Below are 23,515 nucleotides of genomic sequence, written 5' to 3'. Positions count from 1 at the left end.
AGGCGGGGATCGGGGGTATTACTTGACGCCCGGCACTTGCGGTCCAGTGTGCCACTGGACCGCAAGAGGGTTTTATTCGCCGGTCGCCTTGGCGATGATCTCCTTGGACACATTGGCCGGAACCTCTGCGTACTGGGCGAACACCATGGAGTAGTTCGCGCGACCCTGGGTCTTGGACCGCAGGTCACCGATGTAACCGAACATCTCCGAGAGCGGAACCAGCGCCTTGACGACACGGGCACCACTGCGTTCCTCCATGGCCTGAATCTGGCCACGGCGGGAGTTGAGGTCGCCGATCACGTCGCCCATGTATTCCTCGGGCGTGATGACCTCGACCGCCATGAGCGGCTCGAGGATCACCGGACCGGCCTTACGGGCCGCTTCCTTGAGGGCCTGCGAACCCGCGATCTTGAACGCCATTTCCGAGGAGTCGACGTCGTGGTACGCGCCGTCGAGCAGGCTGACCTTCAGGTTCACCAGCGGGTAGCCGGCGAGCACGCCGTACTGCATGGCATCCTGGGCGCCCGCGTCGACCGACGGGATGTACTCACGGGGCACGCGACCACCGGAGACCTTGTTCTCGAACTCGTAGGTCGCGCCGTCTTCGCCGACGAACGGCTCGAGGGCGATGATGACCTTCGCGAACTGGCCGGAGCCACCCGTCTGCTTCTTGTGGGTGAACTCGTGCTTCTCGACCTTCTTGGTGATGGTCTCGCGGTAGGCCACCTGCGGCTTGCCGACGTTGGCCTCGACCTTGAACTCGCGACGCATACGGTCGACGAGGATGTCGAGGTGGAGCTCGCCCATGCCGCCGATGACGGTCTGGCCGGTCTCCTGGTCGAGCTTGACCGAGAACGTCGGGTCTTCGCGCGCCAGCTTCTGGATCGCGGTGCCGAGCTTTTCCTGGTCGGACTTGGTCTTGGGCTCGATCGAGACCTCGATGACCGGATCCGGGAAGGTCATCGACTCGAGGACGACCTGGTTCTGCGCGTCGGACAGGGTGTCACCGGTGGTGGTGTCCTTCAGGCCGATGACCGCGTAGATGTGGCCTGCCGAAGCCGTGGCGACCGGCATCTCCTTGTTGGAGTGCATCTGGAACAGCTTGCCCAGACGCTCCTTCTTGCCCTTGGTCGAGTTCACGACCTGGGCGCCGGAGGCGACCTGACCCGAGTACACACGCACGTAGGTGAGTTCACCGAAGAACGGGTGCACCGCGATCTTGAACGCCAGGGCCGCGAACGGCTCGTCGACGTTCGGCTTGCGGGTGATCAGCTCTTCTTCCTTGTTGGGCACGTGGCCGGTGGTGGCCTCGACGTCCAGCGGGGAAGGGAGGTAATCGATGACCGCGTCGAGCATGGGCTGAACGCCCTTGTTCTTGAACGCGGAACCGCACAGCACCGGGTACAGCTCGGAGTTGACGGTCATCTTGCGGATGGCGCCCTTGATCTCCTCGATGGTGAGATCCTCGCCACCGAAGAACTTCTCGAGCAGTGCCTCGTCGGACTCGGCGACGGTCTCGAGCAGTTCCTGACGGTACTGCTCGGCCTTCTCCTTGAGGTCGGCCGGGATCTCGACGACTTCGTACTCTTCGCCGAGCTTGGTCTCGCCCTTCCAGACCTTGGCGTTGTTCTCGACCAGGTCGACGATGCCCTCGAAGTCGTTCTCAGCGCCGATCGGCAGCTGGATCACGAGCGGACGAGCGCCGAGACGGTCCTTGATGGTCTGCACGGTGAAGTAGAAATCCGCACCGAGCTTGTCCATCTTGTTCACGAAGCAGATACGCGGCACGTCGTACTTGTCGGCCTGACGCCACACCTGCTCGGACTGGGGCTCGACACCCTCTTTGCCGTCGAACACCGCGACCGCGCCATCGAGGACGCGGAGCGAACGCTCCACCTCGACGGTGAAGTCGACGTGCCCGGGGGTGTCGATGATGTTGATCTGGTTGTCTTTCCAGAAGCAGGTGGTAGCCGCGGAGGTGATGGTGATACCACGCTCCTGCTCCTGCTCCATCCAGTCCATCGTGGCCGCGCCATCGTGAACTTCACCGATCTTGTACGTGATACCGGTGTAGAACAGGATGCGTTCGGTCGTGGTGGTCTTGCCCGCATCGATGTGGGCCATGATGCCGATGTTGCGGACCTTGTTCAGGTCGGTGAGCACGTCCTGTGCCACGAAATTCTCCCTTTTAAGTGACGGGCCGGGCTATCACCAGCGGTAGTGCGCGAAGGCCCGGTTCGACTCGGCCATCTTGTGGGTGTCCTCGCGACGCTTCACGGCGGCACCGAGGCCGTTGCTGGCATCGAGGAGCTCGTTGGCGAGACGCTCGACCATGGTCTTCTCGCGACGCGCGCGGGAGTAGCTGACCAGCCAGCGCAGCGCCAGGGTGTTGGCGCGGCCCGGACGGACCTCGACCGGCACCTGGTAGGTGGCGCCACCGACACGGCGGGGCTTCACCTCGAGGGCGGGCTTGACGTTGTCCAGCGCGCGCTTGAGGGTGACGACCGGATCGGTGCCGGTCTTCTCACGCGCCTGCTCGAGGGCACCGTAGACGATGCGCTCGGCGGTGGACTTCTTGCCGTCCATCAGGATCTTGTTGACCAGCTGAGTGACCAGCGGGGACCCGTAGACCGGGTCGTTGATCAGCGGACGCTTGGGTGCGGGGCCCTTGCGTGGCATATCAGCTCTTCTCCTTCTTGGCGCCGTAGCGGCTGCGCGCCTGCTTGCGGTTCTTCACGCCCTGGGTGTCGAGCGATCCACGGATGATCTTGTAACGGACACCAGGGAGGTCCTTCACACGACCGCCGCGAACGAGCACCATGGAGTGCTCCTGCAGGTTGTGGCCTTCACCGGGGATGTACGCCGTGACCTCGATCGCGCTGGTCAGGCGAACACGCGCGACCTTACGGAGCGCGGAGTTCGGCTTCTTGGGGGTGGTGGTGTACACGCGAGTGCACACGCCACGACGCTGCGGGCTCCCCTTCAGGGCCGCAGTCTTGGTCTTGGTGACCTTGTCGCGGCGACCCTTGCGGACCAGCTGGTTGATGGTTGGCATAGACCGGCTTTCCTTATTGGTAATTGCGCTTGGTGTGCAGTGTCTTGCAGTTCATCGAGCTTTCACCCGCACGTCAGACCACGTTTCCGTTAACCCGTGGTCGGGCGTGTCGCTGAGGCGCTCAGTGCCCTTTTCAAGGCACGTTGGAACGTATCGGCCGCTTTCGCTGGCCTACGTTCACACACGAACTTGCCCGCAGTAATCCGGGCACAGGGATCCACGATACCCGCGTGCCCGATTCGGGGTCAAAGCGGGGGGCCGCGTCAAGCCTTCTACCGGGCGAGATCCAGGGTCAGCTCGACCAATTTCTGGGCGCCCACGCACGGATCGGGGTGCGCCGAGCCGGGCCGGTAGTTGATCCACCACCCGACGACGCCGACATCGGCGGCCGGGGCGGTGACGCCGCAGGAGTCGTTGTCGCCCGGTCTGCGCACCTGCAACGCCCTGCGGCCCTGCACGGTGATGTCGCCGGAGGTGTAGCCCAACTTGTCGTTGGTGGTCTTCTCGTTGTTCAGCGTACCCATCTCGTACCAGTTGAGGCTGGCCATGGCGCCCCCGCCGGGTGCGTCCTCGATGTCCCACATGCAGACGGCACCGCTGAACGAGGCGCTCACGCTCTTGGCGTTGCCGATGATCTCGCCGATCTTGGCCGCGGCCACCACCTCGCACTCGCGCAGCAGCTTGTCGAAGTCGGTATTGATCGTCTCACCGCCGCCGCCCTTCCCCAGCGGCTGGGCAGTGCCCTCGATCTTCTGGCCGCAGCCTGCCAGCGCGAGGGTGAGCATCAGCGCCGCGGCGGCGACCTTGCCGGCGCTCACTGCAGCCGTCCCACGGTCAGCTCGGCCAGTTTCCTGGTCCGGTCGCACGGGTTGCCGCCGGTGGCGAAGATGCCGGTGGACATCGACCACTCGAAGAAGTCGTCGTCGAGTTGCACGGCGAGGTCGCAGACAGTGCCCTGCGGGTCGAGCGCCATGAAGCCGGAATGCCCGCCCACGTCGATGGTCTCCGGTGCACGGCCCACGTTGGACACCCACGCCTTCTCACGTTCGATCGGACTGCCGCGGTACGAGGCGAAAGTGACGCTGGGCGACGATAATCCGGCCGATTGCCAATTGCAGCCGGTCGCGTTCTTGTAGACCCGCGCGATCTGGCCGAGACCGGCGAGAGTGCGCACTTCGTCGTCGGTGACATGGCCGCACTCGCCCACGAAGGGACCCAGTGAGGCGACCTTCGGTGGTGGACGGTTGGGCCCTGTCGGCGTATCGGAGTCGCCCCCCGATCCGCACGACGTCAGCATGACGACCAAGGTCATGCCGGTGATGATCGCCGAGGGGATCCGCATGGCCGCAACTGTAGTAGGTCCGCGGACCCGGTCACAGGTTGCCGCGAGCCTCCTGTTCGCGCTCGATGGCCTGAAAAAGGGCCTTGAAGTTGCCCTTTCCGAAGCCGAGTGAGCCGTGTCGCTCGATGAGTTCGAAGAAGACGGTGGGGCGATCGGTGAGGGGACGGGTGAAGATCTGCAGGAGGTAGCCGTCCTCGTCGCGGTCGACCAGGATGCCTCGGCGCTGGAGTTCGTCGACCGGTACGCGCACGGCGCCGATGCGAGCGCGCAGTTCGGGATCCTCGTAATAGGTGTCGGGTGTCGCGAGGAATTCGACGCCCTCGGCGCGCAGGGCGTCGACGGTTTCGAGGATGTCGCCGGTGGCCAGTGCGATGTGCTGGACGCCGGGGCCGCGATAGAACTCGAGATACTCGTCGATCTGAGAACGCTTGCGGCCCACCGCCGGTTCGTTGAGCGGGAACTTCACCCGGTGATTGCCGTTGGCGACGACCTTGCTCATCAACGCGGAGTACTCGGTGGCGATGTCGTCGCCGACGAATTCGGCCATGTTCGTGAATCCCATGACGTCGCGGTAGAAGTCGACCCAGCGGTCCATCATGCCGAGTTCGACATTGCCGACCACGTGATCGATGGCCTGGAACACGCGCTTACCCGGCTCGCGGGTGGAGGTGCGCGCGATATAACCGGGGAGATAGGGACCCGCGTAGCCGGAGCGGTCGATCAGGGTGTGCCTGGTGTCGCCGTAGGTGGCCAGTGCGGCCGAGCGCACGGTGCCGAATTCGTCGGTCTCGTCGTGCGGTTCGGTGAGGACGGTCGCGCCGTGATCGCGAGCCCAGGCGATGCAGCGGTCCACGTCGGGGACCTCGAGCGCGATGTCGACGACACCGTCGCCGTGGCGGTCGTGGTGGGCGACGAGCGGGCTGTCGGGGTCGACCGCGCCGGTGATCACGAATCGCGCTCCCCCACTGCGCAGCACGAACGACTTGTGGTCGCGATTACCGGTCTCGGGGCCCGAGTACGCCTCCAGCCGCATGCCGAACGCGGATTGCAGGAAGTGGGCGCTCTGGGTCGCGTTGCCGACGACCCAGACGAGGGCGTCCCATCCGATCACCGGAAACGGATCGACACTGTCGTCGTGCTCGATCAGCCCGACGAGCTGCTGCTCAATGGTCATGACCTAGGAAATCGCGCCGGGCCGCAGGTGGGCAACTACACCATCTTTGTCTGAGCAGGCTGGCTCGAGAAGCCACCGGATGCCCACAAATGATGGACAATTTGAATAGCAACCGGACATGGAGGTCTTCGCATGCGCACCCCCGCGAAATTGGATGAGCTCGACCTGGCGATCCTCACCGCGATGCACGAGTTCCAGAAGGCCGGAATTCTCGAACTGTCGCGGCGGACGAAGGTCGCGCGGGCGACGGTGCAGGCGCGGATCAACCGGATGGAGGAATCCGGGGTGATCGCGTCCTACGATCCGCAGATCGATGTCACCGCAGCGGGTTTCGATGTGCAGGCGTTCGTGACCCTGGAGATCGCGCAGGGCGCGCTGGATACCGTGAGCGCGGAGCTGGCGGCGATTCCGGGAGTGCTCGAGGCGTACGCGACGACCGGTTCCGGTGACGTGCTGTGCCGGATCGGGGCCGATTCCCATGCCGGTTTGCAGGCGGTGTTGTTGAGCATCGATCGGACCGGGTCGGTGGTGCGGTCGCACAGTGTGATCGTGTTGTCGACGGTGGTCGCGCATCGGACCATGCCGCTGCTGCACACCTTGACCCCGGCGGGGACCGCGAAGGCCCCCGCGTACCGCGATCACCGCTGACGGTTACTGCCGGGAGCCGACTCGGGCTGCTATTGCCTGGCGAGGCGGGTGAGCAGACCCTGCACGTGTGCCTCGGCGGCCGCGCGGGCGGACTCGGGGTGGCCGGATTCGAGGGCTTCGACGATGCGGCGGTGTTCGCGCAGGGCGACGCGGCGGTTGCGGGCCGAGCACCACAGGTCGCCGCGGTAGAGGTGGGCCTGGGCTTCCAGGCGGGCCAGTTCGTCGACGACGCACGCGTTGCCGCAGGCGTCGCGGATGAACGTGTGGAACTCCAGGTCGAGCTGGGCGTCGCGAGCGGGATCGGCGGGGTCGTCCAGATGCGCTTGCTGGGCGGTGATGATGCCGGTGAGCGTGTCGAGGTCGGCCTCGGTGAGGCGGGTGGCCGCCGCGGCGGCGGCGAGACCGTCGAGGGCGGCGCGGACCGCCAGGACATCGCGGATGCGATCGTCGTCGACGGCGGCGACCTTCGCCCCCGCATGCGGTGCGCTGACCGCGAGACCCTCGTAGATCAGCTGCTGCACCGCTTCGCGGACGGGGCTGCGACTGACCCCGAGCTCGGTCGCCAGCGCGGGCACGCTGAGCGGCTGGCCCGAGGTCAGCTCGCCGGAGAGGACCATCTGCCGGATCCGTCGATGGACAGACTGGCCGAGCAGCGAGGCTTCGGTCATCGCAGTGCCCTTTCCGTTGGTTGCGGTGATTATCCCTGGGGGCGGTAGTTCGCCTGTACCCGCTGAGTCAGGAAGTCGGCCGCGGTGACGGGCGGGTACTTGCCCGCGGGCCCCTGGATGACGGCATCGCGGTCGGCCTGGGCGAAGTAGGCGATGCTGTAGCGCTCGCCCTGGTACTCGCCCTCGCCGGGGCTGCGCACGCGGTGGAAGTTCGACGGCAGCAGGTCGTCGCTCCAGCGGGTGAGCATGTCACCGATATTGCAGGTGATCAGGCTCGACGACGCAGTGATGGAGGTCCACTCCTGCTCTTGCATCTCCTTGCCGGGGCACACCTGGAGCCCGCCCTGCCCGTCGCGCTGGAAAAGCAGTGTGAGGCAGTCGAAGTCGGTGTGGGCGCCGGCCCGCCAGCGTCCGGGGACGCCGCGCAGTTCCTCGGGAACAGCGAAGTAGTGCAGCAGCCGCAGGGCGCTCTGGTAGCTCGCGGAGCCGGGATCGTGTGCGGCGGTGAAGTGTTCGCGGTCGAGTCCGAGGCGGTCGGCGAAGCAGGACAGCACCCGCATCGCCACTGCCCAGGCCCGGCTCTCGAAATCGAGGACGCGGCTGCGGAATCCGGCCAGCTCGGTCTCGCTGGGCCACAGCTGGTCCATGTGCGGCCGGGTGATCTGATACGACTCCTTCTGATCGGGAACCCCGATGGACGGGCGCACCTGACTCAGGCTCTCCCAGCCCGCGTTGTTCTGCTTGACCAGGGGGTACTGCCCCTTGATCTGCTCGGGGAGGGCGAAGAAATCGGCGGTGGCGCCGAACATCTCGTCGATCAGGTCCTGCGGGATGCCATGGCCGGAGAGCTGGAAGAAGCCGATCTCGGTGGCGGCGGCCCACAGTTCGTCGGTGATCTCGGCGCGGCGGTTGTCGAAGTCGGTGAGGTCGACGACGCGGATCTCGCGGTCGGTGGTCTCCTTGCCGAGACCACCCATCTGCTTCTCACGCGAGACTTCGGACAGGTCGTAGCTGGTGGTCATGGGTGTCTCCTTAGCCGGTGACGGAAATGGCGGGGTCGAGGAATTCCTTGGTGACCAGGTCCTTCGCGGTCAGGCCGGTCGGCACGTTCGCGCCGCCCGATCGCAGGATGGGGGCGAATTCGTCGATGATGCGCTGGACGCGGGCCTCGTCGAAACTGCCGAGCACGCCGTCGGTGTCGTTGCCGATCAGGCCGCCGTCGATGAGGGCTTTGGATCCGAATTCGGCTAGTTCGGCGCTGTAGGGATTGAGCTTGGGGTTCTGCTCGACCACATCGACGACGACGTCGTCGACGTGGCTGGGATCGGCCTTGAAGGAGGCCGTGGCCTGCTGGATCATCGGCACCAGCTTCTGCAGGCACGGACGCAGCTCGGCGAGCTTGTCGGCGCGCACGTTGACGGTGCGGGCATAACCCTCGTAGCCGACATCCTTGAGCAGCTGGTAGCCGACCGGCTTGTTCCAGGCCCGCACCTCGTGCTCGTAGGTGAAGGGTTCGGCATTGGCGAAGCCCTGCTGAGCGAAGGACGGATCGGTGACGAAGCGCGAGGGCGAGTTGTCGTAGGAGGCGTCGACCTGCTCCTTCTTCACCAGTCCGCGCGCGACCAGCCAGTCCGGGTACAGCTGGCCCTTGGAGACCACCACCGGCTTGCCGGACTTGCCGATATCGGTGATGCCCTTCCAGTCCGGGTTGGTCTTCGGGTCCCACATCAGCATCTGAGGGCTGTTGCGCAGCAGCGTGGTGACGGCGACGATCGGCTGCTGACCCGCGGCGGCGATGGCGTGCTCGGAGTGCGCGAGACCGAGGGTGATGCTCTGGTCGACGTACATCTGCGACGGCACGGTCTGGAAGCCGATGGCCGGGCCGCCCGCGCGGATCTCCAGCTGCACGCCGGTGTCCTTACCGTCGGCGACGAGCGGGCCGGTGATCTTGTTGTTGTCGGCGTCGACTGTGTAGCCCGGGCCGAGCAGGCCGAAGATCGGGCCGGAGTCGGTTTCCGGCGCCCACTGGAGCTGGACGACCACGGTGGCCGGGCAAGCGCCCGCGAGTTGCTGTTCGGCCGGGGCCGGTTCGAGCGCGACGGCAGGGGCGTCGGAGGCGTCGCCGGAACAGGCGGACGCGGTGCCGGCCAGCAGCACCGCCAGCGCGGCGATACCTACGCGACGTAGGGGAAGTGTCTTCATGGTGATCCTTAGTTGGCGGAGTTGTGCCAGCGGCCGACGCTGACCTTCTGGATGACCGTGAACACGGTGAACACGAGCACGCCGAACAGGGCGGCCAGCAGCAGTGCGCCGATCAGATCCTCGGATTGCAAGCGGGCGCGGTAGGTGTCGAGCAGGGTGCCGATGCCGGGCTTGCCCTGCGCGAAGAACATGTCGCCGATGATGGCGCCGGTGACCGAAAGTCCCGCGGCGGTGCGCAATCCGGTCAGGGTCGAGGGCAGCGCGGCGGGCAGTTGCAGCGACCAGAGGCGGCGCAGGCGGCCCGCTCGGCCGAGGGTGAACAGCTCTTGGAGATTGCCGTCGACCGACTTGATACCGAACAGGGTCATCGCGATGATCGGATGGATCGCGATCAGCACACACACGGTGGTGCGGGCGGCGAAGCCGTAGCCCAGCCACAAGCCGATCAGCGGGACCACGGCCAGCACCGGGATCGCCTGGAGAACAACGGCGTACGGGTAGACCACGTTCTCGATCGGTTTGGCCTGACTCATCAGCACCGCGATCCCCACCCCCAGCACCGCCGAGATCAGCAGGCCGGTGACCGCGACCCTGGCGGTGACGGCCAGCGCCTCCAGCATCACCTCGAGTTTCTTCGGGTCGGCCAGCGATTCACTGAACACCACGTGCGGCGGCGGCAGCAGGAAGCGGCGACCCTCGCTGAGGACCAGCATCGACACCGCGTACCAGGCGGCCAGCGCCAAGGTGATCGAAACAATCGGCGCTACCAGCGAACTGCCGAATTTGCGCAGGTGCGCGGTGGGCAGCTGCATCTTCGTGGCGGCGGGAACACGGGCCGCGACACTCACCATCAGGCAGCCTCTTTCAACGAGCGCGAGATGCGCGAGACGAGTTGGGTGAACGCGGGTTCGAAGCGCAGTTCGCGTTCCCGCGGGTAGGGCAGGTCGACGTCGATCACCTCGTGGATGCGGCCCGGCCGGGCCGACATCACCACCACCCGCGAGGCGAGGAATACGGCCTCGGAGACCGAGTGGGTGATGAACAGGGCGGTGAAGGCGTTGTCGCGGTAGAGGCGCAGCAGCTCCTCCTGCATGTTCAGCCTGGTCATCTCGTCGAGCGCGCCGAACGGTTCGTCCAGGAGCATCAGGCGCGGTTCCAGCGACAGCGCCCTGGCCAGCGAGACGCGCATGCGCATGCCGCCGGAGAGCTGGCTGGGCAGCTTGTTCGCGAAGTCGGCCAGGCCGACGGCTTCGATCGCCCGCTCGACCCGGTCGCGGCGCGTCTTGCGGTCGACCCCGGCCAGTTCGGCCGAGAGTTCGACGTTGCGGCGAACCTTGCGCCACGGCAGCAGTGTGGCTTCCTGGAAGATGAAGCCGATCGAATTCGTGCGTACCGCAACGGCTCCCGAGCTCACCGGCTCGAGACCGGCCGCCAGGCGCAGCAGCGTCGACTTACCGCAGCCGGACGGGCCGACCACCGCGACGAATTCGCCTTCGCGGATGTCGAGGTCGACGTCGGTCAGGGCGAGTGTGCCGCCTTCGCCGCCGAAGCACTTGCTCACACCGGCGAAGGAAACCTCCATGCCGGACAGCAGCGTCCTCGCGTCGGCGTCGTTCACCGTGTCGTAGAGCGTCACCGTGATCACCTTCTCCTGCGGTATATCGGTTTTGCGTGCAACCTTGGAATGGATTCAGTTTGATCTAGCTGAATTACATGCAATGTGTCGTTCGTTTCCGATGGATTAACAGTCATCGCATGCGGATCAGACGTCGCGCGAGATCCTGATGATCGACGCGGGTGCTGCGGCCGTCGCGGATCACGGCCTCGCCGTCGACCCACACGGTGTCGATCACGCGCGGCGACGCGGCGGTGAGCAGGGTGGCACCGGGGTCGAGAACCGGCAGGCAGGCGAAGTCGCGGTCGAAGCGAACCAGGGTGAGATCGGCGCGGTCACCCACGGCGATGCCGGTGCGCGCAGGGCGGCCGAGCACCCGGCCCGCGGCCCCGGTCGCCATCCGCAGCATCTCGTCGAAACCGAGCAGGTCGGCCTGCTTATGGGCCGCACGCTGCAGGTATGCGCCGATGCGCAGGGCCAGCAGCATGTCCTGAGTGTCGTTGCTCGCGGCGCCGTCGACGCCGAGGGTGACGTCGATGCCTGCCGCGAGCATCTCCGGAACCGGGGCGACGCCGCTGCCGAGGCGCATGTTGGAAACCGGGTTGTAGGAGACGGCGACACCGCGTTCGGCGAAGACCTCGCGGCCGTGCTCGTCGAGGTTGACGCAGTGCACGGCCAAGGTGCGGTCCCAGAGGAAACCGCTCGCGTCGAGGTAGTCGACGGCTGAGACACCCGCATGCAATCGGCACATGTCGTCGTCGGTGGTGGTCTCGAGTACATGTACCGACACTGTTTTGCCGGCGGCTCGGGCGTATTCGCGGGCGGCCGCCATGCCGTCGGGGGTCAGGCAACGCGGATTGGGGACGGCGAGCGCCGTCGTGATGCGGGTACCGACGAGTTGCTTGTCGAGCTCGTCGACGTGGGCGAGAGCCTCGTCGAGCGGCTGCAGGAGCCGCGGATCGAGGCCCCATTTGCGGGTGATGTCGGCGCGGTCGGCGATGCCGCGACCGAGGACCACACGGATTCCGAGCTCTCGCAGCGCGCGGATCATCGCCTGGTGGATCTCGTCGGACGGGCTCGGCCACATGTGTTCGACGACCGTCGTGACGCCGCTACGCAGCAGCTCGAGGCCACCTGCCAGCGCCGAGAGATAGGTCTGTTCCGGGGTGGCGGCCACGGTGTGTTCGCCGACGCAACGCAGCCATTCCAGCAGCGGCAGGCCCTCGCCGACCCCGCGCAGAACCGCCTGCTGAAGGTGGGTGTGGGTATTGACGAAGCCCGGCAGCAGATAACCGCCACCACCGTCGAAACGGGGCAGCTCCGCGTGTTCGGGGGTGGCCCCCACGGCGATGACCACGCCGTCTTCGATCACGACTTCGCCGGGCGCCCAGCCCCGCTCGGTATAGACGGTGACATCGGTAATGACTACGGACGCGACAGAATCCATGCGCGCACCTCTTTCGGGATGCGGCTGGTTCGCTCGCCGGATTCAGCGGAGCACGTCGTCCGTTGCAGCCATGAACGTCGTGGGACCGACCCTAGGAAACCGTTGTTGCCTCGACGTTAAACCGACGTCACGGGCGAAGGTCGGCGCCCGGCTCGAGGATCTCGACGACCGGTTCGGATTCGGCCTCGAGGAAGGCGAGCAAGGCACCTGCTTCCGCTTCCACCTGCGCCGCTTCGGTTTTCGTCCACGGGCGGGCCGGACTGATCCGCAGGCGAGCGGTTCCGGACTTGACGAAGATCTTGTACACCCCGGCCGCGAAACCGTCGATCAGGATCGGCGAGACATTGGTGGCGAAGGCGCGCAGGGTCGGCGGGTTGTCGTCGCCGGTGATCCGCGCGCGGTCCTGGTGGGACAACAGCGCGTTGTCGTACCAGCCGAGCAGCCGGACCGGCGCGGGCAGGTCGGGATCGGCGAGTTCGAGGTCGGCCGCGTCGTAGAGGGTGCGGCCGCGGGCGTCGGTGTAGGTGCGCACCCGGTCGCCGAGTTCGGCGACGGCCTTCTTCATGGCGGGCAGGCGCGACCACGCCTGCATGTCCATCGTGCTCGCCGGGCCGAAGGCGCGCAGGTAGCGCAGGATCAACTCCGATACCGGGTAGTCCGGATCGAGTGGGGCGCCCAGCCAGGGTTGAACCCGCGACCAGACCGGGCGGCTGTTGTCGCCCCAGCGGCCGCGCGGGGGTGTTTGCAGGACGGGGAGTTGATACAGCCAGGTCTGCAGGACCGCACCGGCGTCGCGGTCGGGGTAGCGGCGGGCGGCTTCGGCGCGCAGGTCAGCCGCCGACTTCGGCTCGTCACCGAGCGCCGCCTCCCCGTGCGCGCGCACTTCGTCGGGGTCGAGGCCGACCATCGCACCGTAGTTGAAACCCTGACGGAACGGGGCTTTCTCGAGCTCGGGCTGAATGTGCGGCGCGATCCGCAACGCATCCGGCGGCGTGACGAGGTGAATCGTGCCGCGCATCAAAGTGATCCGCACGAGCGACCGATCATCGAGGCCCTTCGATACCGTCGCCGGATCGAAATCGGCTATCCGACTCCACAAGCCGATGAACGGCGGCGGTACGTCCTGGGCCTGCAAGCCGACCAGGTGCTCGCACATCTGGTCGGTGGTCAGCGTCGAACGCTCCAGCAGATGCTGCCGGGCCAGCAACGTCCGGTTGAGTGTTCTGTTCGACAGCTGCATTCGGTTTCCTTCGTCGACCCGCGATGACCTGCCGACAGTACCGCCGACCTGTGACAGCCGGCGCGGTCAGCGCAGCCGCACGACCACCTTGCCGGTGGCGGTCCGGTTATCCAGTGCCGCAACGGCTTCGGCGGTGCGCTCCAGCGGGTACAGCACCGGATCGGGAGCGGGGATCGCGCCCGACGCCAGCAGCGGGGCGATCTCGGCCCACTGCTCGGCGAGGTAGGTGGGGTGGCTCATCACCCATTCGCCCCAGGCCGCGCCGACGACCTCGACGTTCTTGAGCAGCAGGCGGTTCACCTTCACCGTCGGGATCTCCCCCGCCGTGAAACCGACGACCAGCAGCCGGCCGCCGCCCGCCAGGGAACGGACGCTGTCGGTGAAGCGGTCGCCGCCGACCGGGTCGAGGACGATATCGACGCCACGACCGTCCGTCAGGTCCTTCACCGCGGCGAGCCAATCTTCGGTCAGCACCACATCGGTGGCGCCATTGGCCTTGGCCACCTGTGCTTTCGTATCCGTGCTGACCACCGCGATCACCCGGCCCGCGCCGAGCGCCCTGGCCATGCGCAGCGTGGAGGTGCCGATACCGCCCGCCGCGCCGTGCACCAGCACCGTCTCGCCCTCGACCATCCTGGCGCGCTTGGTCAGGCAGAAGTGGACGGTGAGGTCGTTGAACAGCACGCCCGCACCGGCTTCGAGAGAGACGTTGTCCGGCAGGGCGAACACCGCGTGTTCCGGCGAGACCGCCACCTCGGCGACGCCGTTGCCGAGCATGGTCAGCGCGGCCACCCGGTCACCGGGGCGCAGCGACGAACCCTCCGGCGCCTCGCGCACGACACCGGCCACCTCGCCGCCGACGACGAACGGCAGGCCCGGCTTCATCTGGTAGAGACCGCGCGTCATCAGCACGTCGGGGAAGGCGATACCCGCCGCGTGCACGTCGATCAGCACACCGCCCGGATAGGCCACCGGCTCGGGCAGATCGACGATCTCGATCGCCGACGGTCCGTCCAACTTGCCGACCTGGGCTGCGCGCATTTCCGACACCTCTCTTGATGACATTCACCCGCGAACATAACCCGCCGGTGGGATCAGCGATGGGCGAACTCGGTGACCGGCTCGCTGGCGAGCACCGAACCGGCCTTGATGATCGTCAGACCGGAAGAGTCGAGCTGGTACTGCGTGCCGTCGGTCGGGTTGGTGACGGTGTACGCGCCACCGCCGTTCGGTACCGGATCATCGAGTTCGATCCCGGCACCGTCGCTGGCGCGTACACCCTTGTAGTAATACCGCTGGTCGCCGGTGTGACAGATGACGACACGCGATCTGGTGGTGCGGGCGATGGACATCGCGGCGTCGTTGTCGTTGCACCGCGGGCCCGCGTTCAGGAAGCCTTGGCCGTCGGCGCCGGAGACACTCGATTGCAGCGGGGGGACAGTGGTCGTGATCGGCGATTGTTCTGTGGTGGGGACCGTCTGGCTGACGGTCTCGATCACCGAGGGATCGACGGCGCCGGACGCGGGCGACGGCGGCACGGCCACATCGCGGCGGTCGTCGACGGTCATCATGAACCACACCCCGATACCGACCGCCGCCAACACGATCAGCGAACCCAGCGCACCGGCCAGCACCGGCGTGGCCGAATTACGTTGCGGGGGAATCGGGAGCGGTGCCGACGGATGGGTATAGCCACTCCCCCGGCCGGGACCGGTCACACCGGGTGCCGCGCGCAGGACCGTCGGTTGGTGCTCTGCTGCCCGATACGCGTCTGCGGGTTGGGGTCCGGTCACCCGGCGCGTCGGCTGCGGTCCGGCGGAATGCGGGCCGCTCACGCGATGCGTCGAATACGGTTCGGCGGATTGCGGCCCCGTGACCCGAGTGGTCGGCCCGGCGCCGGTCGCCTGCCCTCCCGGCCGGGACACCGGCCCCCTTGCCGTCACCGGTGAGTGCGAGTCGGGCGCATAGGCCGCCGAGCCGTAGATCGCCGGGGGCGATTGCGAATCACGAAACAGCGCTGCGGAATCCCGGGTAGCGGGTGACCGCGAGTCCGGCGACAGCGCCGCGGAGTCCCGCGTCGGGGGCGAATGCGAATCCGGCGAAAGAGCCGCGGAGTCGCGAGTCGGCGGTGGCTGCGAGTCGGCGGGCACGACCGCCGAGCCGCGGGTTGTCGGCGGGGAAGCGAGATCGCCGACCCGGCTCGGCGGTGTCTGCGGGCCGGTGATCTCGATCCGGGGCCCGGATACCGTGGCGGGAGTGGAGCGTTCGGCTTGGATCAGCGCCGCTCTGGCGGCCCGAGCCAGGTCGACGGGGGTCGCGTAGCGCTGGTCGGGCCGCTTGGCCATGCCCCGTTCGACGACCGGGTCGAAGGTGGTCAGCGTGGCGTCGGCCGCGCTGGGGCGCGGGGCGGGCGCCATCTGATGCGAGCCGATCGCGCCCGCGAGGCTGTTCACCGGGTACGGCACCCGGCCCACCAGGCATTCGTAGAGAACACAGGTGAGCGCGTAGGTGTCCACCGACGGCGACATCGGCACACTCTCGAACCGCTCCGGCGCCATGTACGCCATCGAGCCGACCGCGCTGCCCGCGCTGGTGAGCTGCGGGTCGGTGGCGGTGTGGGCGATGCCGAAGTCGACCAGGTAGGCGAACAGGTTGCCGGTGAGCAGGATGTTGCCCGGTTTCACGTCGCGATGGACCAAGCCGACCTCGTGCGCGGCGTCGAGCGCGAACGCGATCTGCTCGACCACCTGCACCGCCTCGACCGGCGTGAGCCTGCCGTACTGCTGCAAGCGCTCCTTGAGATCGACGCCCTTGACCAGGCGCATGTCGATGTAGAGAACACCGTCGACCTCGCCCCAGTCGTGCACCGGGATGACGTGCGGTTCCTGCACACTCGCCATAGCCTGCGATTCGCGACGGAAACGCTGCACGAAGGTGGGATCACCAGCGAGTTCACGGTTGAGCATCTTGAGGGCGACAACACGATTCTTGGACGTGTCGTATGCCTCGTAGACCTCCCCCATACCGCCGACTCCGAGAAGTCTGCGAATTTCATAGCGCCCGAACATCGAGCCCGCCATCGCTCCGCCGGCCATTACAGCAGGCTACCTGGGCGCCGATAGGTCTGTCATGTAGGACAACCCCGCTGCTAGGCCCTTGGTGACCCACACCTGGTACCGCTAGTCCCGGCTCGGCGTGAGGGTGTGATCTGCGACCCGTAAAGTCGTCTACAGAACTACGCAAGAAGTCGCGGCGCACTGGTGTGTCGCGCAAGGAGCACACGTGTCACTCGATCAGCCACTGGCCCCGCTTCCCGAGGAGGGCACGGGTTTCGCCACGGCGTGGCCCGTCCGGGCAGGCGACGTGGATCCTTATCAACGACTCCGCCTGGACGCCGTAGCGCGCTACCTGTCCGACATCGCCTGGGACGAGCTCAATCAGACCGCGCTGCACCTCACCGACCCCACCTGGATCGTGCGCCGCACTGTTATCGACGTGATCCGCCCGGTCGTGTGGCCCGATCACGTGCATCTCGAGCGCTGGTGTTCGTCGATGTCCACCCGGTGGACGAATATGCGCACGCGGATCACCAGCGAACGCGGTGGATTGATCGAGACCGAGGGATTCTGGATCAACCTCAGCGAGTCGAGCAATCTACCCGCCCGGATCAGCGACGACGGCCTCGCCTACCTGGCCCGATCCACCGACGAGCATCGCCTGCGCTGGCGGCCCTATCTCACCGATCCGGCGCCGCGCGAATCCGACGCCGACCTGCCGTTCCCGGTACGGGCGACCGATATCGACCAGTACAACCATGTCAACAACGCCTGCTACTGGCAGGCCGTCGAACAGTTCCTGGTCGACTTCCCGAAGCTGGTCGCCGGACCGCATCGCGCCGTGATCGAGTACGTGGCGCCGGTGCTGGCCCGCGAGCACATCACCGTGCGCGCCCGCCACGAACCGGGCGACCGGACCGGGCAGATGGTGCTGCGCCTGTGGTTCGTGGTCGGCGGCGTCACCACAACCGTCGTCCGGATCATGCCGCTACCGTAATTTTGGCGGCTGGCGCCGCGTGTTCTCGGCCTGCGGCCGTTCCTGCGGCGCGGCCGGCACGGGTACCCGGCACCGCGGGTACCCGTGTCGGCTCTGCACCTAGCCCTTGGCTGCTTTGAGCAGGTCGGCGCGGGTGGTGAACTTGACCCGCGGCCTGCCTGCCGCCTTGCCCGCGGTCTTCTCGGCCTGGTCGATGGTCTTCCAGCCCTTGCGGTCGACCAGATCGGGCTGGCGCTGCGCGAGCAGTGCCCGCAGGGCGGCGCGGTCGCCGGTCGGCGCGGTGAGTTTGCCCGCGATGAAGTCGGCGATCACCGCTTCGACGGTCTCCTCGGCGTCGATCCGGTTGGAACCGATCACCCCGCGCGGGCCGCGCTTGATCCAGCCGGAGACGTAGACGCCGGGGACGGGCACGGTCGCGTCGATGACCCGGCCGTGCTCGCTCGGCACGGTGCCACGGCGCTCGTCGAAGGGCAGGCCGGCGACAGGTTCGCCGCGGTAGCCGATCGAGCGCAGCACCAGGCCGGTCTCGATGGTCTCGGTGCGATCGGTGGCGGTGGCCACCAATTGCCCGTTCTCCTCGGTCAATTCGTTGTGCGCGAACTCGATCGCGGTGACCGCGTCGGTACCGTGCACGACGGTCGGCGCGGCGAGGTAGCGGAACACGATCCGCTTGTTCGACAGGTCGGGCGCGGCCGTCGAATACTCTTTCGCGAGCTCGTACTTCAGGCGCAACGAGGGTTCGATGTTCGGATCGTCGAGCAACGCGCGGCTGTGCGGGTCGAGTTCGATATCGGCGGGGTCGACGATCACATCGACGCCCGTGCGATGGGTGAGCGCGAGGAACTCCGGCGAGCTGTAGGCGGCTTGCAGCGGGCCGCGTCGCCCGAGGATCACCACCTCGCGGATGTTGCTGCGCCGCAGGGCGTCCAGCGCGTGGTCGGCGATGTCGGTCTTGGCGAGCTCGTCCGGGTCGCCGGTGAGCACGCGCGCCACATCGAGGGCCACGTTGCCGTTGCCGACGATCACCGCACGTTCGCCGGACAGGTCGAACTCGTGCTCGGCGAAGTCGGGGTGGCCGTTGTACCAGGCCACGAACTCGGTGGCCGAGTGGCTGCCGGGCAGGTCCTCGCCGGGGATGCCGAGCGCGCGGTCGCTCGAGGCGCCGACGGCGTAGATCACCGCGTGGTGGTGGTCGAGGAGCTCCTGGTGATCGATGTGCTCACCGACCTCGACATTGAGGTAGTACTGCAGCGTGTCGCGGCGGAACGCCGACTCGAACATCTCGGCGACGCCCTTGGTGCCCGCGTGATCGGGGGCGACGCCCGCGCGCACCAGACCCCACGGGGTCGGCAGCCGGTCGAACATCTCCACCTCGACATCGCTGCGCCGCAGCAATTCGTCGGCGGCGTAGCAGGCAGCGGGGCCCGCGCCGACGATCGCGACGCGCAGCGTGCCCAGACTCTTGGGCGGGCGCACCGGTGTGCTCAGCGGGTCGAAGTTCGACTCGAGCGGGTGACGCTGGAAGTAGGCGGCGTTGATCTCGCGGTATCTGGACAGCGAGGCCAGCAGGTCATCTTCGGAGAAGATCGCGTCCACCGGGCACGCGTCAACGCAGGCACCGCAGTCGATGCAGGTGTCGGGGTCGATGTACAGCATCTCCGCCGTGGCGAACTCCGGTTGATCCGGAGTCGGGCGGATGCAGTCGACCGGGCATTCGGTGACGCAGCTGGCGTCGTTGCAACAACGCTGCGTGATGACGTAGGCCATAGGTGCAGATCCTCGAAATGTGTGGTCGGTGGCTCGAGACGCCCCCTATCAGGGCCCGTGGCGGGTGAACCACGAACCCATCGATGGTGACGCAGCTTTCAGTGTGCCTCGAGTGTGACTGCTACCTCACCGCTGCCCACGATTACGGTGGTCTCATGGTGGCGACCCTGATCCTGATGCGGCACGGAAAATCGGCCTATCCCGACAACGTCGACGACCACGCGCGCCCGCTGGCACCGCGTGGCGAGCGCGAAGCGGCGCTGGCCGGGGACTGGTTGCGCGCCGCCGCGCCGCCGATCGACGCGGTGCGCTGCTCGACCGCCGAGCGCACCAGACAGACCCTCGCGGCCACCGGCATCACCGCGCCCGTCGAGTACACCGACGACATCTACGACGCGAACCCGCACACCCTCATGGAACTGATCGGGCTCACCGACGACACGATCTCGACGCTGCTCATCGTCGGCCATGTGCCCGGGATTCCCTGGACCGCGTGGGAGCTGGCGGGCAACCGCGAATCCGATCAGGCGACCGAGCTCAGCCGCAAGTTCCCCACCTCGGCGCTGGCCGTGCTCGAATTCGATCGGCCGTGGGCACAACTCGGCCCCGGAACGGGCGAACTCACGACGTTCCACGTCCCGCGCTGACCTCATTCGGTGCGGCTCACTTGAGCAGCTTGCCGCCGACGACGATGCCCACCCCCAGCAGCGCCAGAAGCACGAACGCGACGAATCCGTTCGTCAGCGCCCAGACCACGCCGAGCACGAGTACCACCGGGGCCACCGCGATAGCGGTGATCACCGGGCTCTCCTTGACCGTTTCCCAAGCCGAGCGGGCCCTGACGCGGTCGATGTCCTTACCAGCCATGTGATCCACACTACGTTTCCGTCGGACCACCGTGTCATGCTCGACCACATGGATTGGAAAATCGAACTCGTTGCCATCCCGGTCACCGATGTCGACCGGGCCAAGGATTTCTACACCAGCATCGGCTTCAACGCCGATCACGACCACACACCGTCCCCGGAGATCCGATTCGTCCAGCTCACACCGCCGGGTTCGGGGTGTTCGATCTGCATCGGCCGCGGGCTCACCAGCGCCGCACCGGGCAGCGTCGAGGGGATGCAGATGGTCGTGGCCAGCGCCGACAAGGCCTATGAACAGCTGATCGCCGCGGGTGTGGCGGCCAGCCCCGTCGAGGACATGGGCTGGGGACGGTTCACCTTCTTCGCCGACCCCGACGGCAACAAGTGGGCGATCCAGGAGCTGCCGAACTACAGCTGACTTCGCTCGCCCCCGAGGAACAGTCCTTGCTTGGAGTGCACTCCAGGTGGATACCGTCTAAGAAGTTCCACGGGAAGGGACGAGCACGATGGATCAGGACGCGGCGCTGCGCGCCGAGAGCGGCGACGACGAACACGAACGCCCGAGGTATTCGATCGGCCAGGTGGCCGATCGCTCGGGCCTGAGCCGCGACACCCTGCGCTGGTACGAGCGGATCGGGCTGATGAGCTATGTCGGTCGCGATCACACCGGCAACCGCCGGTTCAGCGACCGCGACCTGGAGTGGCTGGCGCTGATCGCCCGGCTGCGGCTCACCGGCATGCCGGTGGCCGACATGATCCGCTACGCCGAACTGGTGCGGGCAGGCGAGCAGACCTACCCGGATCGGCTGGAGATGTTCCGGCAGACCAGATCCGACGTGCTCGACAAGATCGCGGAGCTGCAGCAGACCGTGGCCGTTCTCGACTACAAGATCGCCGTCTACGAAGGCCGATCGGATGTGGTCCGGCCCGCCACGATCACCGTGCACACGAGCGAAGGAAGCGACACATGAGCACCACCGCGACACTGCCGACCACGACTCTGGGCGCCGACGGACCGCTGATCGGCACTCAGGGGCTCGGCTGTATGGGCATCAGCGAGTTCTACGGTGATACCGACGCGGCCGAATCGCGGGCCACCCTCGACCACGCGCTCGAACTCGGCGTCACCCTGTTCGACACCGCCGACGTGTACGGATCCGGCCACAACGAGGAATTCCTCGGCGATTTCGTGCGTGCCAACCGCGAAAACCTGCTCATCGCCACGAAATTCGGCATCGTTCGCAAGGCAGACGATCCGTCCTTCCGCGGCTTCGACAACTCCCCCGCCTACATTCGCGCGTCGGTCGAGGCCAGCCTGCGCAGGCTCGGCGTCGACACGATCGACCTGTACTACATGCACCGGCGCGACCCGCGGGTCCCGATCGAGGAGACCGTCGCCGCCATGGCCGAACTCGTCGCGGCGGGCAAGGTGCGGGCGCTCGGGTTGTCCGAGGTGACCGGTGACGAGCTGCGGGCCGCGCACGCGGTGCACCCGATCGCGGCGTTGCAGTCGGAGTGGTCGCTGTTCTCCCGCGACGTGGAACGCACCGCGGTGCCCGCCGCGGCCGAACTGGGTGTGGCGTTCGTTCCGTACTCGCCGCTGGGCCGCGGTTTTCTCACCGGCGCGTTCACCTCGGCGACAGAGCTGAGCGACCAGGACTTCCGCAAGTTCCAGCCCCGCTTCACCGGCGACAACGCCCAGCACAACGCCGCACTGCTCGCACCGCTGGCCGCGATCGCCGCCGCGCACGGCATCACCCAGGCCCAGGTCGCACTCGCGTGGGTACACGCGCGGGCGGACGTGCACAACCTGTCCGTGGTGCCGATTCCCGGCACCCGCAAGCGGACCCGACTGGCCGATAACGTCGCCGCGGCATCGGTACGCCTGTCTGCGGACGAACTGGCCGCAGTGGAGCCGATCGCCGAACAGGTGGCAGGCAGCCGGTACGCCGATATGACGTTCACCTCGGCAGGACGCGAATAGAGTCCCGCGACCACCGACGATCGCGCGGAATAGGCTGCGGCCGACGAATGGTTCTGGTTACCGTCACGGTCGACGCAACGACGCGCCGACCCTCAGCGCACCGCCGTCGGTGCGGAAGGAGCGTTTGCCGATGACCGAGACAGCAGAGCCACAGCGCCGCGTCGTGCGCAATGTCGAGAAGAATCGCTACGACGTGTTCTTCGACGACGAGCTCGCCGGCTTCACCGAATACATCGAGCGCGACAACGACACCGATTTCATCCACACCGAGATCGATGACGCGTTCGCGGGCAAGGGACTCGGCGGCGTACTCGCCCGCCAGGCAATCGAGGACGTGATCGCGCGCGGGCGCACCATCACCGCGCACTGCCCGTTCATTCGCGGCTGGCTGGACAAGCACCCCGAGTACGACGCGCACGTGGTGGGCAAGGGCATCGCCGGATGAGCGACCTGGAGATCGACCCGGACGAGGCGCTGTGTGAGCCGTCGCCGCGTCCGGGTCCGATCGCCGAGTTGTATCCGGCCAGGGAGGTCCCACTCGGCGGGGTGCGCGGGGTGTACGTGGAACGCACACTGCCGCAACGGGATCTGCCGACCGTCGGCGCATGGTGTTTCCTCGACCGGTTCGGTTCGGCCACCGCGACCGAGGCCGGCGCCTCCCCCGACATCCTGCCCCACCCCCACATCGGCTTGCAGACGGTGACCTGGCCGCTCGACGGCCGCATCCGGCATCGCGATTCGGTGGGCTCCGACGTCGAGATCGCGCCGGGGCAGCTGAATCTGATGACCTCCGGTCGCGGCATCGCGCATTCGGAGTTCGGCGTGCCCGGCGCGGAAGCGGGCCACGGCCTCCAGCTGTGGATCGCACTGCCCGGCACCGCCACCGGCATCGACCCGCATTTCGAGCAGCATCGCGAACTGCCGAGCTACGCGGCGCCAGGACTGCGCGCCACCGTGCTGATCGGCGCCCTGGGCGGTGTCGCCTCACCCGCGAAGGCCTACACGCCGATCGTCGGGGCCGACATCGTGCTCGACCCCGGCGCCGAGGTGTCGCTCCCGCTGGACCGCGCGTTCGAGCACGCCGTGCTGGTGATCGAGGGCGCGGTGACGATCGACGGCACCGAACTCACCCCGGGCCCGCTGCTGTATCTGGGCACCGACCGCACCGAATTGTGCCTGTCCAGCACCGACGGAGCGCATTTCGCGCTGGTCGGCGGCGAACCCTTCGCCGAGGAGCTGGTGATGTGGTGGAACTTCGTCGCCCGCAGTCATGAGGAGATCATCGATGCGCGGCAGGCGTGGGAAGCCCTCGATACCAGCCGTTTTCCGTTGGTCGTCGGCCACACCCCCGAGGAGCGGATACCCGCTCCGCCGCTACCGCCGTTGCGCTTGAAGCCACGCAAACGAGCGACCGGCTGCACTCACCTCTGACGCGGCGCCGAGGCCGCATCGCC

25 protein-coding genes are annotated in these 23,515 nt (G+C 67.2%); 8 read left to right on the top strand and 17 right to left on the bottom strand.

The annotated features are described in order from the left end of the window. Positions 1-72 precede the first annotated feature (72 nt). The 6 genes from fusA to hppD form a co-directional block, all read right to left on the bottom strand. The gene (fusA, locus tag ACWDXS_RS25435) at positions 73-2,175 is read right to left on the bottom strand and encodes an elongation factor G (RefSeq protein WP_056814212.1); all 2,103 of its coding nucleotides are present in this window, start codon (positions 2,173-2,175) and stop codon (positions 73-75) included. A 33-nt stretch (positions 2,176-2,208) separates the two neighbouring features. Further along, positions 2,209-2,679 (bottom strand): 30S ribosomal protein S7, encoded by a 471-nt coding sequence (gene rpsG / locus ACWDXS_RS25430; protein ID WP_056814216.1) that lies wholly within the window; start codon positions 2,677-2,679, stop codon positions 2,209-2,211. 1 nt (position 2,680) lies between these two features. Then, complete coding sequence (gene rpsL, locus ACWDXS_RS25425) at positions 2,681-3,055, bottom strand: 30S ribosomal protein S12 (RefSeq protein WP_056814220.1); 375 nt, start codon at positions 3,053-3,055, stop codon at positions 2,681-2,683. A 272-nt stretch (positions 3,056-3,327) separates the two neighbouring features. Beyond that, the gene (locus ACWDXS_RS25420; RefSeq protein ID WP_378990908.1) at positions 3,328-3,873 is read right to left on the bottom strand and encodes a DUF3558 domain-containing protein; all 546 of its coding nucleotides are present in this window, start codon (positions 3,871-3,873) and stop codon (positions 3,328-3,330) included. Beyond that, positions 3,870-4,397: a DUF3558 domain-containing protein gene (locus tag ACWDXS_RS25415; RefSeq protein WP_378990909.1), complete on the bottom strand. Its 528-nt coding sequence runs from the start codon at positions 4,395-4,397 to the stop codon at positions 3,870-3,872. Before ACWDXS_RS25415 ends, ACWDXS_RS25420 begins: the two co-directional genes overlap by 4 nt. A 31-nt stretch (positions 4,398-4,428) precedes the next feature. Further along, a complete protein-coding gene (gene hppD / locus ACWDXS_RS25410; protein ID WP_378990910.1) occupies positions 4,429-5,571 on the bottom strand; it encodes a 4-hydroxyphenylpyruvate dioxygenase in 1,143 nt (380 codons plus the stop codon). A 132-nt stretch (positions 5,572-5,703) separates the two neighbouring features. Here hppD and ACWDXS_RS25405 point away from each other — a divergent pair, with 132 nt between their 5' ends. Beyond that, a complete protein-coding gene (locus ACWDXS_RS25405) occupies positions 5,704-6,219 on the top strand; it encodes an Lrp/AsnC family transcriptional regulator (RefSeq protein ID WP_364408533.1) in 516 nt (171 codons plus the stop codon). 29 nt (positions 6,220-6,248) lie between these two features. On the opposite strand, the gene ACWDXS_RS25400 is transcribed toward ACWDXS_RS25405, so the two are convergent. The 9 genes from ACWDXS_RS25400 to ACWDXS_RS25360 form a co-directional block, all read right to left on the bottom strand. After that, positions 6,249-6,887 (bottom strand): GntR family transcriptional regulator, encoded by a 639-nt coding sequence (locus ACWDXS_RS25400; RefSeq protein WP_449969296.1) that lies wholly within the window; start codon positions 6,885-6,887, stop codon positions 6,249-6,251. A gap of 29 nt (positions 6,888-6,916) precedes the next feature. Further along, positions 6,917-7,909: an isopenicillin N synthase family dioxygenase gene (locus ACWDXS_RS25395; RefSeq protein ID WP_449969293.1), complete on the bottom strand. Its 993-nt coding sequence runs from the start codon at positions 7,907-7,909 to the stop codon at positions 6,917-6,919. Between the two features lie 10 nt (positions 7,910-7,919). Then, positions 7,920-9,089 (bottom strand): ABC transporter substrate-binding protein, encoded by a 1,170-nt coding sequence (locus ACWDXS_RS25390; protein WP_449969291.1) that lies wholly within the window; start codon positions 9,087-9,089, stop codon positions 7,920-7,922. Positions 9,090-9,097: 8 nt separating this feature from the next. Continuing rightward, complete coding sequence (locus ACWDXS_RS25385) at positions 9,098-9,940, bottom strand: ABC transporter permease (RefSeq protein ID WP_449969288.1); 843 nt, start codon at positions 9,938-9,940, stop codon at positions 9,098-9,100. Then, positions 9,940-10,725: an ABC transporter ATP-binding protein gene (locus ACWDXS_RS25380; protein ID WP_449969285.1), complete on the bottom strand. Its 786-nt coding sequence runs from the start codon at positions 10,723-10,725 to the stop codon at positions 9,940-9,942. Before ACWDXS_RS25380 ends, ACWDXS_RS25385 begins: the two co-directional genes overlap by 1 nt. Before the next feature lie 112 nt (positions 10,726-10,837). Next, positions 10,838-12,151: an amidohydrolase family protein gene (locus ACWDXS_RS25375; protein WP_449969283.1), complete on the bottom strand. Its 1,314-nt coding sequence runs from the start codon at positions 12,149-12,151 to the stop codon at positions 10,838-10,840. A 127-nt stretch (positions 12,152-12,278) separates the two neighbouring features. Continuing rightward, entirely contained in the window at positions 12,279-13,391 is a 1,113-nt protein-coding gene (locus tag ACWDXS_RS25370; RefSeq protein ID WP_449969280.1) for a winged helix DNA-binding domain-containing protein, read from the bottom strand. A 66-nt stretch (positions 13,392-13,457) separates the two neighbouring features. Beyond that, positions 13,458-14,432, bottom strand: coding sequence for an NADPH:quinone oxidoreductase family protein (locus tag ACWDXS_RS25365; RefSeq protein WP_378990922.1), 975 nt, complete (start codon positions 14,430-14,432; stop codon positions 13,458-13,460). Between the two features lie 53 nt (positions 14,433-14,485). Beyond that, a complete protein-coding gene (locus ACWDXS_RS25360) occupies positions 14,486-16,486 on the bottom strand; it encodes a protein kinase domain-containing protein (RefSeq protein WP_449969277.1) in 2,001 nt (666 codons plus the stop codon). A 187-nt stretch (positions 16,487-16,673) separates the two neighbouring features. Here ACWDXS_RS25360 and ACWDXS_RS25355 point away from each other — a divergent pair, with 187 nt between their 5' ends. Further along, the gene (locus ACWDXS_RS25355) at positions 16,674-17,444 is read left to right on the top strand and encodes an acyl-[acyl-carrier-protein] thioesterase (RefSeq protein ID WP_378634320.1); all 771 of its coding nucleotides are present in this window, start codon (positions 16,674-16,676) and stop codon (positions 17,442-17,444) included. Between the two features lie 99 nt (positions 17,445-17,543). Here the strand turns inward: ACWDXS_RS25355 and ACWDXS_RS25350 are convergent, their stop codons facing one another. Then, entirely contained in the window at positions 17,544-19,211 is a 1,668-nt protein-coding gene (locus tag ACWDXS_RS25350) for an FAD-dependent oxidoreductase (protein ID WP_379314894.1), read from the bottom strand. A 155-nt stretch (positions 19,212-19,366) separates the two neighbouring features. On the opposite strand from ACWDXS_RS25350, the gene ACWDXS_RS25345 reads away from it, so the two are divergent. Continuing rightward, positions 19,367-19,858, top strand: a complete 492-nt coding sequence (locus tag ACWDXS_RS25345) for a SixA phosphatase family protein (RefSeq protein ID WP_378634316.1) — start codon at positions 19,367-19,369, stop codon at positions 19,856-19,858. Between the two features lie 16 nt (positions 19,859-19,874). On the opposite strand, the gene ACWDXS_RS25340 is transcribed toward ACWDXS_RS25345, so the two are convergent. Next, a complete protein-coding gene (locus ACWDXS_RS25340) occupies positions 19,875-20,078 on the bottom strand; it encodes a hypothetical protein (protein ID WP_062988972.1) in 204 nt (67 codons plus the stop codon). 48 nt (positions 20,079-20,126) lie between these two features. Between ACWDXS_RS25340 and ACWDXS_RS25335 the strand changes: the two genes are divergently transcribed. From ACWDXS_RS25335 to ACWDXS_RS25315, 5 genes are all read left to right on the top strand, one after another. Then, a complete protein-coding gene (locus tag ACWDXS_RS25335; protein WP_378990926.1) occupies positions 20,127-20,495 on the top strand; it encodes a VOC family protein in 369 nt (122 codons plus the stop codon). Positions 20,496-20,583: 88 nt separating this feature from the next. Next, a complete protein-coding gene (locus ACWDXS_RS25330; RefSeq protein WP_378990927.1) occupies positions 20,584-21,048 on the top strand; it encodes a MerR family transcriptional regulator in 465 nt (154 codons plus the stop codon). Further along, a complete protein-coding gene (locus ACWDXS_RS25325; protein WP_378990928.1) occupies positions 21,045-22,061 on the top strand; it encodes an aldo/keto reductase in 1,017 nt (338 codons plus the stop codon). Before ACWDXS_RS25330 ends, ACWDXS_RS25325 begins: the two co-directional genes overlap by 4 nt. A gap of 130 nt (positions 22,062-22,191) precedes the next feature. Next, positions 22,192-22,506: a GNAT family N-acetyltransferase gene (locus tag ACWDXS_RS25320; RefSeq protein ID WP_378990930.1), complete on the top strand. Its 315-nt coding sequence runs from the start codon at positions 22,192-22,194 to the stop codon at positions 22,504-22,506. Continuing rightward, on the top strand, positions 22,503-23,492 hold the full coding sequence (locus ACWDXS_RS25315) for a pirin family protein (protein ID WP_449969268.1): 990 nt from the start codon (positions 22,503-22,505) through the stop codon (positions 23,490-23,492). The genes ACWDXS_RS25320 and ACWDXS_RS25315 overlap by 4 nt, the downstream gene beginning before the upstream one ends. The last annotated feature ends 23 nt before the right edge of the window (positions 23,493-23,515 follow it).

Source organism: Nocardia sp. NPDC003183 (assembly GCF_053590715.1).
This window is presented reverse-complemented; position numbering and strand designations above follow the sequence as displayed.